Source organism: Modestobacter sp. L9-4, assembly GCF_019112525.1.
GTDB lineage: Bacteria > Actinomycetota > Actinomycetes > Mycobacteriales > Geodermatophilaceae > Modestobacter.
This window is the reverse complement of sequence record NZ_CP077800.1, coordinates 1,803,367-1,818,843: the sequence shown is the minus strand read 5'-3', so window position 1 is coordinate 1,818,843 and position 15,477 is coordinate 1,803,367. Positions and strand designations below refer to the sequence as shown.

13 protein-coding genes are annotated in these 15,477 nt (G+C 73.1%); 8 read left to right on the top strand and 5 right to left on the bottom strand.

Annotation, left to right across the window (positions count from 1 at the left end; genetic code table 11):
• From purQ to KUM42_RS08510, 3 genes are read left to right on the top strand one after another with little or no spacing between them, the layout of a single operon-like run.
• Positions 1–675 carry a phosphoribosylformylglycinamidine synthase subunit PurQ gene (gene purQ / locus KUM42_RS08520; protein ID WP_237496328.1) on the top strand — a complete coding sequence of 225 codons (675 nt, stop codon included), beginning with the start codon at positions 1–3 and terminating at the stop codon, positions 673–675.
• On the top strand, positions 672–3,011 hold the full coding sequence (purL, locus tag KUM42_RS08515; RefSeq protein ID WP_237496327.1) for a phosphoribosylformylglycinamidine synthase subunit PurL: 2,340 nt from the start codon (positions 672–674) through the stop codon (positions 3,009–3,011). The genes purQ and purL overlap by 4 nt, the downstream gene beginning before the upstream one ends.
• Complete coding sequence (locus tag KUM42_RS08510) at positions 3,011–3,400, top strand: sterol carrier family protein (RefSeq protein ID WP_237496326.1); 390 nt, start codon at positions 3,011–3,013, stop codon at positions 3,398–3,400. Before purL ends, KUM42_RS08510 begins: the two co-directional genes overlap by 1 nt.
• Before the next feature lie 36 nt (positions 3,401–3,436).
• Here KUM42_RS08510 and KUM42_RS08505 read toward each other — a convergent pair whose 3' ends face one another.
• From KUM42_RS08505 to KUM42_RS08495, 3 genes are all read right to left on the bottom strand, one after another.
• The gene (locus tag KUM42_RS08505) at positions 3,437–5,773 is read right to left on the bottom strand and encodes a glycoside hydrolase family 3 N-terminal domain-containing protein (protein WP_237496325.1); all 2,337 of its coding nucleotides are present in this window, start codon (positions 5,771–5,773) and stop codon (positions 3,437–3,439) included.
• 188 nt (positions 5,774–5,961) lie between these two features.
• Positions 5,962–6,099, bottom strand: coding sequence for a hypothetical protein (locus KUM42_RS08500; protein WP_237496324.1), 138 nt, complete (start codon positions 6,097–6,099; stop codon positions 5,962–5,964).
• Positions 6,096–7,520 carry an OFA family MFS transporter gene (locus tag KUM42_RS08495; RefSeq protein ID WP_237496323.1) on the bottom strand — a complete coding sequence of 475 codons (1,425 nt, stop codon included), beginning with the start codon at positions 7,518–7,520 and terminating at the stop codon, positions 6,096–6,098. The genes KUM42_RS08500 and KUM42_RS08495 overlap by 4 nt, the downstream gene beginning before the upstream one ends.
• A gap of 230 nt (positions 7,521–7,750) precedes the next feature.
• On the opposite strand from KUM42_RS08495, the gene KUM42_RS08490 reads away from it, so the two are divergent.
• The 4 genes from KUM42_RS08490 to purM all read left to right on the top strand — a co-directional run bounded on the left by KUM42_RS08490 (position 7,751) and on the right by purM (position 12,294).
• A complete protein-coding gene (locus tag KUM42_RS08490; protein ID WP_237496322.1) occupies positions 7,751–8,839 on the top strand; it encodes an S-(hydroxymethyl)mycothiol dehydrogenase in 1,089 nt (362 codons plus the stop codon).
• A gap of 79 nt (positions 8,840–8,918) precedes the next feature.
• Complete coding sequence (locus KUM42_RS08485) at positions 8,919–9,530, top strand: MBL fold metallo-hydrolase (protein ID WP_237496321.1); 612 nt, start codon at positions 8,919–8,921, stop codon at positions 9,528–9,530.
• A 120-nt stretch (positions 9,531–9,650) separates the two neighbouring features.
• Positions 9,651–11,210 (top strand): amidophosphoribosyltransferase, encoded by a 1,560-nt coding sequence (purF, locus tag KUM42_RS08480; protein ID WP_237496320.1) that lies wholly within the window; start codon positions 9,651–9,653, stop codon positions 11,208–11,210.
• Between the two features lie 19 nt (positions 11,211–11,229).
• The gene (purM, locus tag KUM42_RS08475) at positions 11,230–12,294 is read left to right on the top strand and encodes a phosphoribosylformylglycinamidine cyclo-ligase (protein WP_237496319.1); all 1,065 of its coding nucleotides are present in this window, start codon (positions 11,230–11,232) and stop codon (positions 12,292–12,294) included.
• A gap of 220 nt (positions 12,295–12,514) precedes the next feature.
• On the opposite strand, the gene KUM42_RS08470 is transcribed toward purM, so the two are convergent.
• Positions 12,515–12,700: a DUF3073 family protein gene (locus KUM42_RS08470; protein ID WP_370629346.1), complete on the bottom strand. Its 186-nt coding sequence runs from the start codon at positions 12,698–12,700 to the stop codon at positions 12,515–12,517.
• A gap of 307 nt (positions 12,701–13,007) precedes the next feature.
• On the opposite strand from KUM42_RS08470, the gene KUM42_RS08465 reads away from it, so the two are divergent.
• Complete coding sequence (locus KUM42_RS08465; RefSeq protein WP_237496317.1) at positions 13,008–14,255, top strand: hypothetical protein; 1,248 nt, start codon at positions 13,008–13,010, stop codon at positions 14,253–14,255.
• Positions 14,256–14,268: 13 nt separating this feature from the next.
• Here the strand turns inward: KUM42_RS08465 and KUM42_RS08460 are convergent, their stop codons facing one another.
• Positions 14,269–15,324, bottom strand: a complete 1,056-nt coding sequence (locus tag KUM42_RS08460; RefSeq protein WP_237496666.1) for a Glu/Leu/Phe/Val dehydrogenase — start codon at positions 15,322–15,324, stop codon at positions 14,269–14,271.
• Positions 15,325–15,477 lie beyond the last annotated feature (153 nt).

Sequence of the window (15,477 nt, the reverse complement as noted above, 5' to 3'; positions counted from 1 at the left end):
GTGCGCATCGGTGTCATCACCTTCCCGGGCTCCCTGGACGACGTCGACGCCGCACGCGCGGTGCGGCTCGCCGGCGGTGAGCCCGTCTCCCTCTGGCACGGCGACCACGACCTGAAGGACGTCGACGCCGTGGTCCTGCCCGGCGGCTTCTCCTACGGCGACTACCTGCGCGCCGGCGCCATCGCCGCCCGCTCGCCGCTGATGGCCGACGTCATCAGCGCAGCCGGCACGGGCCTGCCCGTGCTGGGCATCTGCAACGGCTTCCAGGTGCTGTGCGAGGCCGGGCTGCTGCCCGGGGCGCTCACCCGCAACAGCCACCTGCACTTCCGCAACCGCGACCAGGGGCTGCGCGTCGAGCGCGCCGACACCGCCTGGACGTCGTCGTTCGCCGACGGCCAGGAGATCGTCGTCCCGGTCAAGAACGGCGAGGGGCGCTACGTCGCCGCCGACGCCGACCTCGACCGGCTCGAGGGGGAGGGGCGGGTCGTCGTCCGCTACGTCGGGGGCAACCCGAACGGCAGCTCCCGCGACATCGCCGGGGTCACCAGCGCCGACGGCCGGGTGGTCGGGCTGATGCCGCACCCCGAGCACGCGGTCGAGGACCTCACCGGCCCGAGCACCGACGGCCTGGGCTTCTTCACCTCCGTGCTGACCTCGCTGGTGGGTGCCGCGTGACCGCCGACGTGACGTCGACCCCGCACGCCGCCGACGGTCCGGCCGACGCCGCCGTCCGGTCGATGCCCGACCTGGACACCGTCGACCGCGCCGGGCGCACCCCGGACACGGCCCAGCCGTTCGCCGAGCTCGGCCTCAAGGACGACGAGTACGCCTCCATCAAGGAGATCCTCGGCCGCCGGCCCACCACCTCCGAGCTGGCCATGTACTCGGTCATGTGGAGCGAGCACTGCTCCTACAAGTCCTCCAAGGTGCACCTGCGCCGGTTCGCCGACCTGCCGAAGAGCGACGCACTGCTGGTCGGCATGGGCGAGAACGCCGGCGTCGTCGACGTCGGCGAGGGCTACGCGGTCACCTTCAAGGTCGAGTCGCACAACCACCCCAGCTACATCGAGCCCTACCAGGGCGCGGCCACCGGGGTCGGCGGGATCGTCCGCGACATCCTCACCATGGGCGCCCGCCCGATCGCGGTCATGGACTCGCTGCGCTTCGGCGCGGCCGACGCCCCCGACACCGCCCGCGTGCTGCCCGGCGTGATCGCCGGCGTGGGCGGCTACGGCAACTGCCTGGGCCTGCCCAACATCGGTGGCGAGCTGCTCTTCGACGACACCTACGCCGGCAACCCGCTGGTCAACGCCCTGTGCGTGGGCGTGATGAAGCACGGTGACCTGCAGCTGGCCAAGGCGGAGGGCGTGGGCAACAAGGTCGTGCTGTTCGGTGCCCGCACCGGCGGCGACGGCATCGGCGGGGTCTCGGTGCTGGCCAGCGAGACCTTCGACGCCGAGGGCCCGGCCAAGCGCCCCGCCGTGCAGGTCGGCGACCCGTTCACCGAGAAGCTGCTCATCGAGGCCTGCCTGGAGATCTTCGCCGCCGGCCTGGTCACCGGCATCCAGGACCTCGGCGGCGCCGGCATCTCGTGCGCCACGTCCGAGCTGGCCGCGGCCGGCTCCGGCGGCATGGCCATCGACCTGGACGCCGTCCCGCTGCGGGACTCAACGCTCACCCCCGCCGAGATCCTGATGAGCGAGTCGCAGGAGCGGATGTGCGCGGTCGTCGAGCCGGGCAAGGTCGAGGCCTTCCTCGCCGTCTGCGCCAAGTGGGACGTGCTGGCCACCGTCATCGGTGAGGTCACCGACGGCGACCGGCTCACCATCGACTGGCACGGCGAGCGGATCGTCGACGTCCCGCCGCGCACCGTGGCCCTGGAGGGCCCGCGCTACGACCGGCCGATGGCCCGCCCGGCCGACCTGGACGCCCTGCAGGCCGACGCCCCGCCGTCGTCCTCGGCCGACCTGCGCGCCGACTGGCTGGCCCTGGTCTCCAGCCCGGACGGCGCCGACAAGTCCTGGGTGACCGAGCAGTACGACCGCTACGTGCGCGGCAACACCGTGCTGGCCCAGCCCGAGGACGCCGGCGTGGTGCGCATCGACGAGTCCAGCAACCTGGGCATCGCGCTGGCGCTGGACGGCAACGCCCGGTTCTCCCGGCTGGACCCCTACACGGGTGCCCAGCTGAACCTGGCCGAGGCCTACCGCAACGTCGCCGTCTCCGGCGCCGTGCCGCTGGCGGTCACCAACTGCCTCAACTTCGGCTCCCCGGAGAACCCCGAGGTCATGTGGCAGTTCGCCGAGGCCGTCCGCGGCCTGGCCGACGGCTGCCGCGCGCTCGGCCTGCCGGTCACCGGCGGGAACGTGAGCCTCTACAACCAGACCGGCGACGTCGCGATCAACCCGACGCCGGTGATCGGGGTGCTCGGCGTGCACGCCGACGTCACCCACCGCGTGCCCACCGGCTGGCGCGCCGACGGCGAGACCGTGCTGCTGCTGGGGGAGACCCGGCCGGAGTTCGGTGGCTCGGCGTGGGCCGCGGTCGTCCACGGTCACCTGGGCGGGCTGCCGCCCCGGCTGGACCTCGCCGCCGAGCGCACCCTGGGGCAGCTGCTGGCCCGCTTCTCCACCGAGGGGCTGGTCAGCTCCGCCCACGACCTGGCCGACGGCGGTCTGGCGCAGGCGCTGACGGAGTCCGCGCTGCGGTACGGCACCGGGGCGACGCTCCGCGTGGACGGCGACCCGACGGCCGCGCTGTTCGCCGAGTCCGGCGCCCGCGTCGTCGTCACCACCGCCGACCCGGCGGGCGTGCGCGCCGCGGCCGAGGCGGCCGGCGTCCCGGTCACCGAGCTCGGGACGACGGGCGGCGACGCCCTGGTGGTCGAGGGCCTGCTCGAGCTGCCGCTCACCGAGCTGCGCACCGCCTGGACGGGCACCCTCCCGGCCCTGTTCGGCAGCCCGGAGCTGGTCGTGGGCGCGGTCCCGGCGGGCACCGTCCCGACCAGCTGATGGCCGGCGTGCAGCCCATCTCGGCCGAGGAGCTGCGCGCCGTCCTGGCGCCGGTGGCCGGGTGGCTGGCCGGGGAGGCCGACCAGCCTCCCCGGCCGGTGCTGGGCGCTGCCGTGAAGACCTCCGCCCGCTGGCTGGCCCAGCAGGTGCCCGGCCGCTCGGTCGAGCTGCGGGTGCCGCCGTTCGTCGCCGTCCAGTGCGTGCCCGGGCCCCGGCACACCCGGGGCACCCCGCCCAACGTGATCGAGACCGACGCCGCCACCTGGCTGCGGCTGGCCACCGGCGCGCTCAGCTGGGCGGAGTCGGTCGCCGAGGGCCGGGTGGTGGCCAGCGGCAGCCGCGCCGACCTCTCGGCGCACCTGCCGCTGCCCCCGCTCCGCCGGGGCTGACCCGGCCCGCCCGCCGGGGCTGACCGGGCCCGCCCGTCAGGGCGTGGTCAGCGACCCACCCTGGAAGTCGTTGCGGCCGCCGCCACCGGGCAGCGCGTACTGGTCGGTCAGCGGGTAGCCCAGCGGCCCCTTCTCCCAGCCCTGGGCGGCCCAGCGGTCCCGGATCGGCCCGTGCACCTCGTGGGCGCCGGTGGCCCGGCTCCAGTAGACCGAGGCGCCGTCGCGGCGGGAGAAGTGGTTGAACGCGCCCTTCCCGTCGGGCGTGGGCAGCTCGTCGGTCACCGGGTAGCCCAGCAGCCCGCCCTCCCAGCCCAGCGCGGCCCAGCGGGCCCGGATGTCGCCCTGGATCTCGTGCGCGCCGGTGGCCGGGCTCCAGTAGATCGACCCGCCGCCGGAGCCGGCGAAGTGGTTGAAGGCACCGATCCCGTCGGGGGTGTCCAGCTCGTCGGTCACCGGGTAGCCCAGGTCGCTCTTCTCCCAGCCGAGGGCGGCGTAGTGGTCGCGGATCGCGCCGTGCACCTCGTGGGCGCCGGTGGCCGGGCTCCAGTAGATCGAGGCGCCCTTCGAGAAGTGGTTCAGCGCCCCGATGCCGTCGGGGGTGGGCAGCTCGTCGGTGACCGGGTAGCCCAGTGGGCCGCCCTCCCAGCCCAGGGCGGCCCAGTGCGCCCGGATGTCGCCCTGGACCTCGTGGGCGCCGGTGGCCGGGCTCCAGTAGATCGAGCCCCCGCCCGAGCCAGCGAAGTGGTTGTAGGCACCGATGCCGTCGGGCGTGGGCAGCTCGTCGGTGACCGGGTAGCCCAGCGGGCCCTTCTCCCAGCCCGTGGCCGCCCAGCGGTCGCGGATGGCCCCCTGCACCTCGTGGGCGCCGGTGGCCGGGCTCCAGTAGATCGAGGCGCCGCCGGACCCGGCGAAGTGGTTGAGCGCCCCGATGCCGTCGGGGGTGGGCAGCTCGTCGGTGACCGGGAAGCCCAGCTCGCCCGCCGGCCCGCCCAGCGCCCGGTAGTGGTCCCGGATGGCGCCGCGGACCGCCCACGCCCCGGTGGACGGCGACCAGTAGACGGTGCCGTTGCGGTAGTCCTGCTGCGCACCTCCGGCGACCGGGGTGACGGCGCCGGTGGCGGGGCCGAGCCACCCGGAGTCGCCGCCCAGCTGCACCTGGTGCTCGGCGATGGCCCCGGCGGCGGTCGGGCAGGTGACCAGGCCGGCATCGAACTTCGTGTCGACCACGGTGCGGGCCGCGGCCTGCACCTGGCCGCGGAACCCGGCGTCGCTGCGGGCGCGGGCGAGCACCCCGTCGATCATCGGCCCGACGATGTCGGACTCCGCCGACAGCGCCACCGTGCCGCCCGCGGCGATGAACCGCACGGCCCGGTCGGCGACCGGCACCCCGGACAGCGCCACGGCCCCCAGGGAGTCGGTCATGACCACGCCGGTGAAGCCCAGGTCGCCGCGCAGCATGTCGTTGATGACCACCGGGGAGAACGTGGCGATCGTCGAGGCGTCGATGCGGCTGTAGGTGGCCGAGGACACCATCACCACCGGGATGCCGGACCGCACCGCGTCGGCGAACGGCGCCAGGTAGGCGTCGCCGCGCACCGTCGTCCCGTCGGTGACGCCCGCGGTCGTGTCGGTGTTGTCCAGCACCCGGCCCAGGCCCGGGAAGTGCTTGCCGGTGGCCTGCACGCCGGCGTCGGCCAGGCCCGCGGCGAAGGCGCCGCCGGAGCGGGACACCCCACCGGGGTCGTTGGCGTACTCGCGCGCGTAGTAGCCGATCGGCCGGTTGCGGGTGCCCAGGTCGGCCGGCACGGTGTCCAGCACCGGGGCGAGGTCCAGGTCGACGCCGGCGGCCGCCAGCTCCCGGCCCCAGCCGGCGGCGCGGCCGCGCAGGTCGCCGGGGTCGAGGCGGCCCTGGGCCAGGGCGGTGGGGATGGTGGAGAAGCCGGGACCGCTGAGCACCTGGACGGCGCCGCCCTCCTGGTCGGTGGACACCCACAGGCCCACCCCGCCGGTCACCGCCCCGCCGGAGCGGTTCCGCAGGTCGTCGGTCACCCGCCGGGTCGCCGCCGTCCCGGCGTTGCTGCGGCCGGTGAGGATGACCCCGCCCAGGTGCCGGTCGGCGACCAGGGCCGCCTGCGCGGCGGTGGGCCCGCCGGCGTTCTCACCGGCCACGAACAGCTGGCCCACCTGCTGCTCCAGCGTCATCGCCGAGACCACCGCGGCCGCGCACTCGGCGGCCGGGTCGCCGGCGGCGCGGGCCGCGGGGGCGGGGGCGGCGACCGCGCCCACGACCGCCGCGGCCAGGACCAGTGCGGAGCCGGTCGCGCCGGCGATCAGGCGCCGTCCGGTCGGGGAAGCGGTGCGGGGTGACCTCATGGTGGCCTTCCGGACGACCCGCGGGGCGAGGGACGTCGAGGCCGGGTGGGCCGGGCGCGCCGGGCGGGCGGCGCCCACGCTAGGCCGCCGACCTGGTGCTGGACAGCCCCGGGGTCGCCGCACCCGGGAACGCAGGACGCCCCGCCTGCTCGGTGAGCAGACGGGGCGTCCCGGGGGTGCGGGCCAGGTCAGAAGAGCGAGCTGGCCGTCTTGATCGTCTGGTACAGGCCGTAGACGAGGGGGACTCCCACGAGGGTCCAGGCGAAGGCGATGAGCCCGACCGGGGTGTGGGTGGTTTCCGCGGCGGAGTGGGTCGAGGTGCTCATCGCGTGGCGCTCGCTTCCGGGGTGGAGGGGGTGGTGAAGGCGTCGACAGCGGCCTTCGGCTCGTGGAACTTCGACGCCACGGGGCGGATCAGCAGGTTGGCCACGAAGCCGACGGCGAGCACGCCGACCATGATGAACAGGGCGGGGCGGTAGTCGCCGGCGACGAGCTTGCCGGGGGTGCCCTGGCTGTCGAGGATGCCGTTGACGATCAGCGGGCCGGCGACACCGGCGGCCGACCACGCGGTCAGCAGGCGGCCGTGGATGGCGCCGACCTGGTAGGTGCCGAAGAGGTCACGCAGGTAGGCCGGGGCCGTGGCGAAGCCACCGCCGTAGAAGCTGATGATCAGCGCGGCGAGGACGACGAACAGCCAGGTGGCCGAGCTGCCGACGGTGGCCAGCAGGACGTAGAGCACGAGGCCCAGGCCCAGGTAGACCATGTAGATGCCCTTGCGGCCGACGTAGTCCGACGTGGAGGACCAGACGAACCGGCCGCCCATGTTGAACAGCGACAGCAGGCCGACGAAGCCGGCGGCGGCGGTGGCGGCGACCGTGGAGGTCGTGCCGTCGCGGAAGAAGTCCTGGATCATCGGGCTGGCCTGCTCGAGGATGCCGATGCCGGCGGTCACGTTGCAGAACAGCACGACCCACAGCAGCCAGAACTGCGGGGTCTTGATGGCGTTGGCGGCCGACACGCTGTCGGTCGTGATCATCGGCTTGGCCTTGACCGACGCCGGGTCGAAGCCCGCGGGCTTCCAGTCGGCGGCGGGGACGCGGACGATCAGGGCGCCGAAGAGCATGAAGACCAGGTAGACCAGGCCCAGGGTCAGGAAGAGCTTGGAGACCGCGTCACCGCTGGCGACGTTGGCGCCGGCGCCGGAGGGGATGTAGTTCGGGTCGTACCAGCTCATCAGCTGACGCGACAGCGGCGAGGCGATGAGCGCGCCACCGCCGAAGCCCATGATCGCCATGCCGGTGGCCAGGCCCGGACGGTCGGGGAACCACTTGATCAGGGTGGAGACCGGGGAGATGTACCCGATGCCCAGGCCGATGCCGCCGATGACGCCGTAGCCCAGGTAGAGCAGCCACAGCTGGCCGGTGTGGATGCCCAGCGAGCCGATCAGGAAGCCGGCGGACCAGAAGCAGGCGGAGACGAACATCGCGGCACGGGGACCGTTGCGGTCGACCCAGGTGCCGAAGAGCGCGGCGGAGAGGCCGAGCATCACGATGGCCAGGGAGAAGATGTAGCCGATGGTCTTCAGGCTCGAGTCGAACTCGGCGACCAGGGCGGTCTTGTAGACGCTGGTGGCGTAGGCCTGGCCGATGCACAGGTGCACGGCGAGCGCAGCCGGTGGGATGAGCCACCGGTTGAAGCCCGGGCGCGCGATGATGCGCTCCCGAGCCAGGAAGCTGGGTACTGCCACGGAGACCTCCGAGGTGACGTGACGGCGCGGCCGGGCGGACGAGCCAGCCGCGCGAGTCACTTCCTGTGAGCTGCGTCGCGACCGGGGGGACGGTACGACGCGCCGAGCACGTCGGCGCGCCGATTGCCCTCATCCGAGGGATGCCGAGACCAATTCGTTGCACGCCGACGGGAACTCCCGGTCTGGACTGCAGCAGGCGGCGTTCCTGCCGATGTCCCTAGGCTGAGTGCATGCCGTACCAGGTCAAGGGCGTCGTCGCCCTCAGCAAGGGTGCTCCGGTCACCATCGAGACGATCATCGTGCCCGATCCCGGTCCGGGCGAGGCCGTCGTCGACGTCCAGGCGTGCGGGGTCTGCCACACCGACCTGCACTACCGCGAGGGCGGGATCAACGACGAGTTCCCCTTCCTGCTCGGGCACGAGGCGGCGGGGGTCGTCGCAGCGATCGGCGAGGGCGTCACCGACGTCGCGGTCGGCGACTTCGTGATCCTGAACTGGCGGGCGGTGTGCGGTGAGTGTCGGGCCTGCCGCAAGGGCCAGCCGCAGTACTGCTTCGACACGCACAACGCCGCGCAGAAGATGACGCTGGCCGACGGCACCGAGCTGAGCCCCGCGCTGGGCATCGGTGCCTTCGCCGAGAAGACGCTGGTGCACTCCGGCCAGTGCACGAAGGTCGACCCCCAGGCGCCGGCGACGGCGGCCGGGCTGCTCGGCTGTGGCGTGATGGCCGGGGTGGGGGCCGCGATCAACACCGGTGCCGTGCAGCGCGGCGAGAGCGTCGCCGTCTTCGGCTGCGGCGGGGTCGGTGACGCCGCGATCGCCGGTGCCGCGCTGGCCGGCGCGACCACGATCATCGCCGTCGACATCGACGACCGGAAGCTGCAGTGGGCCAAGGACCTCGGCGCCACGCACACGGTCAACTCCAAGGAGAGCGACCCGGTCGAGGCCGTCAAGGCGCTCACCGGCGGGTTCGGCGCCGACGTCACCATCGACGCCGTCGGCCACCCGGCGGTGTACGAGCAGGCCTTCTACTCCCGCGACCTGGCCGGCCGCGTCGTCCTGGTCGGCGTGCCGCGGCCGGACATGGAGATCACCCTGCCGCTGCTGGAGGTCTTCGGCCGGGGCGGGTCGCTGAAGTCCTCCTGGTACGGCGACTGCCTGCCCAGCCGCGACTTCCCGATGCTGGTCGACCTATACCTGCAGGGCCGGTTCCCGCTGGAGGCGTTCGTCTCCGAGACCGTCGGCCTGGGCGACGTGGAGCAGGCCTTCGAGAAGATGCACAACGGCGAGGTGCTCCGCAGCGTGGTGGTCTTCGAGTGACCGCGACGAGGACGACGGGCGAGCGAGCATCGCAGGGAGCGCCAGCGACCGAGGAGCGGAACGAGTCCGGAGCGGAGCAATGAGCACAGCGCGCATCGAGAAGGCCGTCGTCAGCGGGGTGTTCAGCCTCGACGGGCAGGACTTCGACGTCGACAACAACGTCTGGCTGGTCGGCGACGACGACGAGGTGGTCGTCATCGACGCCCCGCACCGCGTCGAGCCGATCGTGGCGGCGATCGGTGGCCGCCGGGTGAAGGCCGTCCTGCTGACCCACGGGCACAACGACCACATCACCGCCGCGGTCGACCTGCGCGAGGCCGTGGACGCACCGATCTGGCTGCACCCGGCCGACACGATGCTGTGGCAGGTGGTCCACCCGGAGACCAGCCCGGACGGCGAGCTGGCCGACCTGCTGCGCTTCCGGGTCGCCGGCACGACGCTCACCGCGCTGCACACCCCGGGCCACTCGCCGGGCAGCACCAGCTTCCACACCGCCGACCTGGGTGCGGTCTTCACCGGCGACACCCTGTTCTCCGGCGGACCGGGTGCCACCGGCCGCTCGTTCAGCGACCACCCGACGATCCTGGCCTCGATCCGGTCGCGGCTGCTGACCCTGCACGGGGACACCGTCGTGCACACCGGGCACGGCGACGACACCTCGATCACCGCCGAGACGGCGAACATCTCCTAGCGGACGGTGTCCGTCCGACCACGGAACCGCAGGTCGGGGACGAGTTCCGGCACGCGACCGTCCTCCCCCGGGTGAGAACTCCCACCCGGGGGAGGTCCCGCGAGCCGGTACGCTCACCGGGTGCCCCGCGGTGATGGACGGCTGACGCACGACCTCGACCCCCAGGACGCCGGCCCCCAGGACGCCTGTGGCGTCTTCGGTGTCTGGGCGCCCGGCGAGGAGGTCTCGAAGCTCACGTACTTCGGCCTCTACGCCCTGCAGCACCGCGGTCAGGAGGCGGCCGGCATCGCGGTGTCCGACGGCGCCTCCGTCGTGGTCTACAAGGACCTCGGCCTGGTCAGCCAGGTCTTCGACGAGCCGACCCTGGGCAGCCTGCGCGGCCACATCGCCGTCGGGCACACCCGCTACTCCACGACCGGTGCCTCCACGTGGGAGAACGCGCAGCCCACGTTCCGCACCACCGGTGCCGGCACCGGCCTGGCGCTCTGTCACAACGGCAACCTGGTCAACACCGCCGAGCTGGCCAGCGCCGCCGCCGACGAGGGCGTGAGCGGGGCGTTCGTCGCCACCACCGACTCCGACCTGATCACCTCCCTGATCGCGGCCAAGCCCGACATGTCGGTCGAGGCGGCCGCGATGGAGGTGCTGCCCCGGCTGCGGGGCGCGTTCAGCCTCACCTTCATGGACGAGCACACGCTCTACGCCGCCCGCGACCCGCAGGGCGTGCGCCCGCTGGTGCTGGGCCGGCTCGAGCGCGGCTGGGTCGTGGCCAGCGAGACCGCGGCGCTGGACATCTGCGGTGCCTCCTACGTCCGCGAGGTCGAGCCCGGTGAGCTGATCGCCATCGACGAGGACGGCCTGCGCAGCCAGCACTTCGCCTCCGCCGACCCCAAGGGCTGCGTCTTCGAGTACGTCTACCTCGCCCGCCCGGACACCACCATCTCCGGCCGTGGGGTGCACGCCGCCCGCGTCGAGATCGGCCGCCGGCTGGCCCGCGAGCACCCGGCCGACGCCGACCTCGTCATCCCGGTCCCGGAGTCGGGCACCCCGGCCGCCGTCGGCTACGCCGAGGCCTCCGGCATCCCCTACGGCCTGGGCCTGGTCAAGAACTCCTACGTCGGGCGCACGTTCATCCAGCCCAGCCAGACCATCCGGCAGCTGGGCATCCGGCTCAAGCTCAACCCGCTGCGCGACGTCATCCGCGGCAAGCGCCTGGTCGTCGTCGACGACTCGATCGTGCGCGGGAACACCCAGCGCGCCCTGGTCCGCATGCTGCGCGAGGCCGGCGCCGTCGAGGTGCACGTGCGCATCTCCTCCCCGCCGGTGAAGTGGCCGTGCTTCTACGGCATCGACTTCGCCAGCCGGGCCGAGCTGGTCGCCAACGGCCTGGACGTCGACGGCGTGCGCGCCTCGATCAACGCCGACTCGCTGGCCTACGTCTCCGAGCAGGGCCTCATCGCCGCCACCGAGCAGCCGGCCAACCGGCTGTGCACCGCGTGCTTCACCGGCGAGTACCCGATCCCGCTGGCCGAGCCCACGGTGCTGGGCAAGCACGTCCTCGAGGGCATCGGCCGCCGTGCGCTCACCGACGAGGCGGCCGCCGTCACCGGCTGGACCGGGCGCCAGGCCGGCAGCCCCACCGTCCCCGGTGGCGCCGACGACGCCCTCAGCCGTCCCTGAACCGCAGGAGCCCAGCCACGTGAGCACGCAGCCCGAAGAGTTCACCTACGCCGCTTCCGGGGTCGACATCGACGCCGGGGAACGTGCGGTGACCCTGATGCGGTCGGCGGTGGCGCGGACGAACCGCCCCGAGGTCGTCGGTGGGCTGGGCGGCTTCGCCGGCCTCTTCCGGCTCGACGTCGCGCGGTACCGCAGCCCGCTGCTGGCCTCCTCCACCGACGGGGTCGGCACCAAGATCGCCCTCGCGCGGGCGCTGGACCGGCACGACACCGTGGGCATCGACCTGGTCGCGATGGTCGTCGACGACCTGGTGGCCTGCGGCGCCGAGCCGCTGTTCCTGCAGGACTACGTGGCCTGCGGGCGGGTGGTGCCCGAGCGGATCGCCGCGATCGTCACCGGCATCGCTGCCGGCTGCACCCTGGCCGGCGCGGCCCTCGTGGGCGGGGAGACCGCCGAGCACGGCGACCTGATGGGCGCCGACGACTACGACCTGGCCGCCACGGCCGTGGGCGTCGTCGAGGAGGACTCCGTGCTGGGCCCCGAGCGGGTCCGGGACGGCGACGTCGTGATCGCGATGGCGTCGTCGGGCTTCCACTCCAACGGCTACTCGCTGGTGCGCCGGGTCGTCGACCGCGCGGGCCTCGACCTCACCGGGACGCCGGCCGGCCTGGACCGCCCGCTCGGCGACGTCCTGCTCGAGCCCACCCGCATCTACGCCCTCGACTGCCTCGCCCTGGTCGCCGAGCTGGGCGTGGACGCCGTGCACGCCTTCGCGCACATCACCGGCGGCGGGCTGGCCGGCAACACCGTGCGGGTGGTCCCCGACGGGCTGGAGGCGGTGCTGGACCGCAGCACCTGGGCGCTGCCGGCCGCCGTCTCGCTGATGGAGTCCTCCGGCGTGCCGCGCGCGGAGTCCGAGCGGGCCTTCAACTGCGGGGTCGGCATGGTCGCCGCGGTCGCGCCCGACCAGGCCGACGCGGCGCTCGCCCTGCTGGCCGCCCGCGGGGTGCCCGCCTGGGCCGCCGGTTCGATCTCGGCGGCCGACGGCGCCGCCTCGGCCAGGCTGGTCGGCTCCTACCGCTGAGGGAGGGCCCCGTCCTCCTCACCCCTCGCAGGCCCGGGGCGAGCCTCCGGACGGGGCCTGGGCCGGCCTGGTCGGCTGCCGGGCGCGACGGGGAGCCCCGGCACCAGTGGTGCCGGGGCTCCCCGTGCCGTCCGGGTCCGCCGGACGTCGCGCACGCGAGAACACCGCTGCACCCCGGAGGGGCAGCGGTGTCGCGGTGGTACGTGTGCCGACCGTCAGGTCAACGACTGGTGGCAGCCCAGTCGTCGTCCTCGTCGTCCCCCAGCCAGGTCTCGGCCTGGGGCTCGTCCTCGTCGTCGTCGTCCTTCGGCGCACGGGTCGGGAACGACGACGGCTGTCCAGCGAGCTCGCGCTGGAGTGCCGTCAGATCGGTGTTGGGTGAGCTGTACTTGAGCTCACGGGCCACGCGTGTCTGCTTGGCCTTCGCTCGGCCGCGCCCCATGGCTCGACCCCCTCGTGACGGAGTGCGGATCGTCGTCCAGCACTGGGCTGGACGGCCCGTGTGGCGACCCCGACTGAGTGACTATGTCCTGGAGGCAGCTTACGACACGGATCGGTCACGGGCACGCATCCCTCCCCCCGGCCCCCTCCTCAGGAGGTGATAGGTGACCGTCGTCTCATAATCTCGCCAGCTCAAGACGGCTCGCTCAGCTGCCGATCCTCGTCTTGGTCTCGCGCGGTGAGACCTGACTTGAAGCCGTGAGGAGCATCCGATGAGCGAGTCTGCAGCGTCCGATTCGACCTCTTTCCGCGTCTCGAGCGCGCGCGAGAGCCTCGTCGTGTCCTCAGAGTTCGAGGGTGCCAACGCAGCTCGTGCGGCAGCTGTTGCCACCTGGGCGATCGGTAGCCGTGAGACGGTCGCCCGGCTACGCGAACCGCTGATCGAGCTCGGCTTCTCCGAGAGGATGCTCGAAAGGCAGGCTTCAGCACGGGACGTCTCGGTGGAGGAACTGGAGCGGTCAAGACTCGGTCGGGACCTAGACGAAGCCCGAGTGCAGCGCTGGGAGCAGTTGGCGACCTCTGCGCAGCTGCGCGATGCGGTGCTCTACCTGATCGAACTGCTACGTAGTCCTCTTGAGCGTGAGTCGGCCACAGCTGCCGCTGCACTGTGGCGGATTCTCAATGAGGACGCCCGCTTTGCTGCGCCAAGGCTCATCGGCGGGCTGACGGGGGTGTTCCATCCAGTGTCGCCCGACGACGCTAGTGAGCTGGTCGACTGGTCGGACGTTCAGTGGGCCGACCATTGCGCGTCGTGGGGCACAGCGCTCGACCTCTGGTGGGTCCAAATGCTGGTCGAGGAGCGGCTGCATCTCGGTCTCCGCTCCTCAGACAAGCTGACTCAGCAAATAGCCATGGCCGCCTTCCTGTCGAGGGACCCTGGCTCCCCGCCGCCGACCTCTTCGCAGTCGAATCGTGAACCGGGTCACGCGCAGATGTCGACGATCGTCCATGGAACGTGGGGATGGGTGGGTGACTGGTGGCAGGCAGGTGGGGACTTCTTCGACTACATGAAGGCACGGCACCGACCGGACCTCTATGACCAGGGCATGGAGTTCGGGTGGGATGGCTTCTGTCGAGCGAGCCACCGCGCGAAAGCTTCAACCCGGTTCGCGCGTTGGGCGACGACTGCCGCCCCCGGCGGACTGCGGACCGTCTTCGCCCACAGCTACGGCGGTGAGGTGGTGGCGCGCGCGGTCAACGCAGCGCAACCGGTTGAGGAGTTGGTCCTGTTAAGCGTGCCGGTGACTCCAAGCGTCGCTGCGGTCTGCACCCGCACCCGTGTCGTGGACATCCGGCTCTCCTTCGACATCGTGCTAGGGCTGACCGGGTACGGGCAACGCTTGGCGACTCACGAGAACGTCACCGAGGTGATTCTCAGCGGCTGGAACTGGCAGCACGGTGCCAGCCACGACGACGCGACCTGGCAGCACCAGGGAGTCGCGATGCAGGCCGGGCTTTAAGCCGGCGAGGCCGTCAGCGGGGCAGGCGGATGGTGGCCAGCCGGCCCACGGAGGTCATCCGTTCCTCGGCCAGCCGGTCGGCCGCCACCGCGGGGGAGACGCCCTCGGCCTCGGCGGTGGTGAACACCCGCAGGGCGACGTCGTAGATCGTCGTCGTCCGCGCCTCGGCCCGGGCGAAGGAGAACCCGTGCCGCTCGTCCTCGACCTGGATCACGCCGCCGGCGTTGACCAGGTAGTCCGGGGCGTAGAGGACGCCCCGGGCCCGCAGCAGCTCCGCGGTGCCGGCGTGCGGCAGCTGGTTGTTCGCGCCGCCGCAGACGATCTGGGCGGGCAGGACGGCGACGGTCTCGTCGTCCAGGGCGCCGCCGAGCGCGCAGGGGGCGTAGACGTCGTGCGGGGTGCGCACCAGCGCCGCGGTGTCGGCCACGGCGGTCACGCCGGGGTGGCGGGCCAGCACGCGGTCGACGGCGGCCCGGTCGACGTCGGTGACCACCGCGGACGCGCCGTCGCCCACGACGAGGTCGACCAGGTGCGAGCCGACCTTGCCCACCCCGGCGACCGCGACGGTGCGCCCGGCCAGCGACGGGGAGCCCCAGCGGTGCTGGGCGGCGGCGCGCATGCCCTGGAAGACGCCGAAGGCGGTGAGCACCGAGGAGTCGCCGCACCCGCCGAAGGCCTCCGACCGGCCGTGCGCGAAGCGGGTCTCCCGGGCCACGACGTCCAGGTCGGCGTTGTAGGTGCCCACGTCGCAGGCGGTGAGGTACCGCCCGCCGAGGCTCTCCACGAACCGGCCGTAGGCGCGCAGCAGCGCCTCGGTCTTGTCGGTCCGCGGGTCGCCGATGATGACGCCCTTGCCGCCGCCCAGGTCGAGCCCGGCGAGGCTGTTCTTGTAGGCCATCGCCCTCGACAGCGCCAGCGCGTCGGTCACCGCCGCCTCCTCGGAGGCGTAGGGGAAGAAGCGGGTGCCGCCGAGTGCGGGACCGAGCGCGGTCGAGTACACCGCGATCACCGCGCGCAACCCCGACTGCGGGTCGGAGCAGAAGACGACCTGTTCGTGCCCTGAGCCCATCACGTCCACGAGCTGAGCGTAGGTGGCCGCCGGCGAGGCTCGGTCGGCCCGGCGGGAGCCACCCGGTCGGGTGTCGGTGAGGCCACGAGGAGGTCCCGTCGGCAGGTCCGTGGGACGATCGCGCGGCGCGCCCGGCATGATCAGGGGCCGACG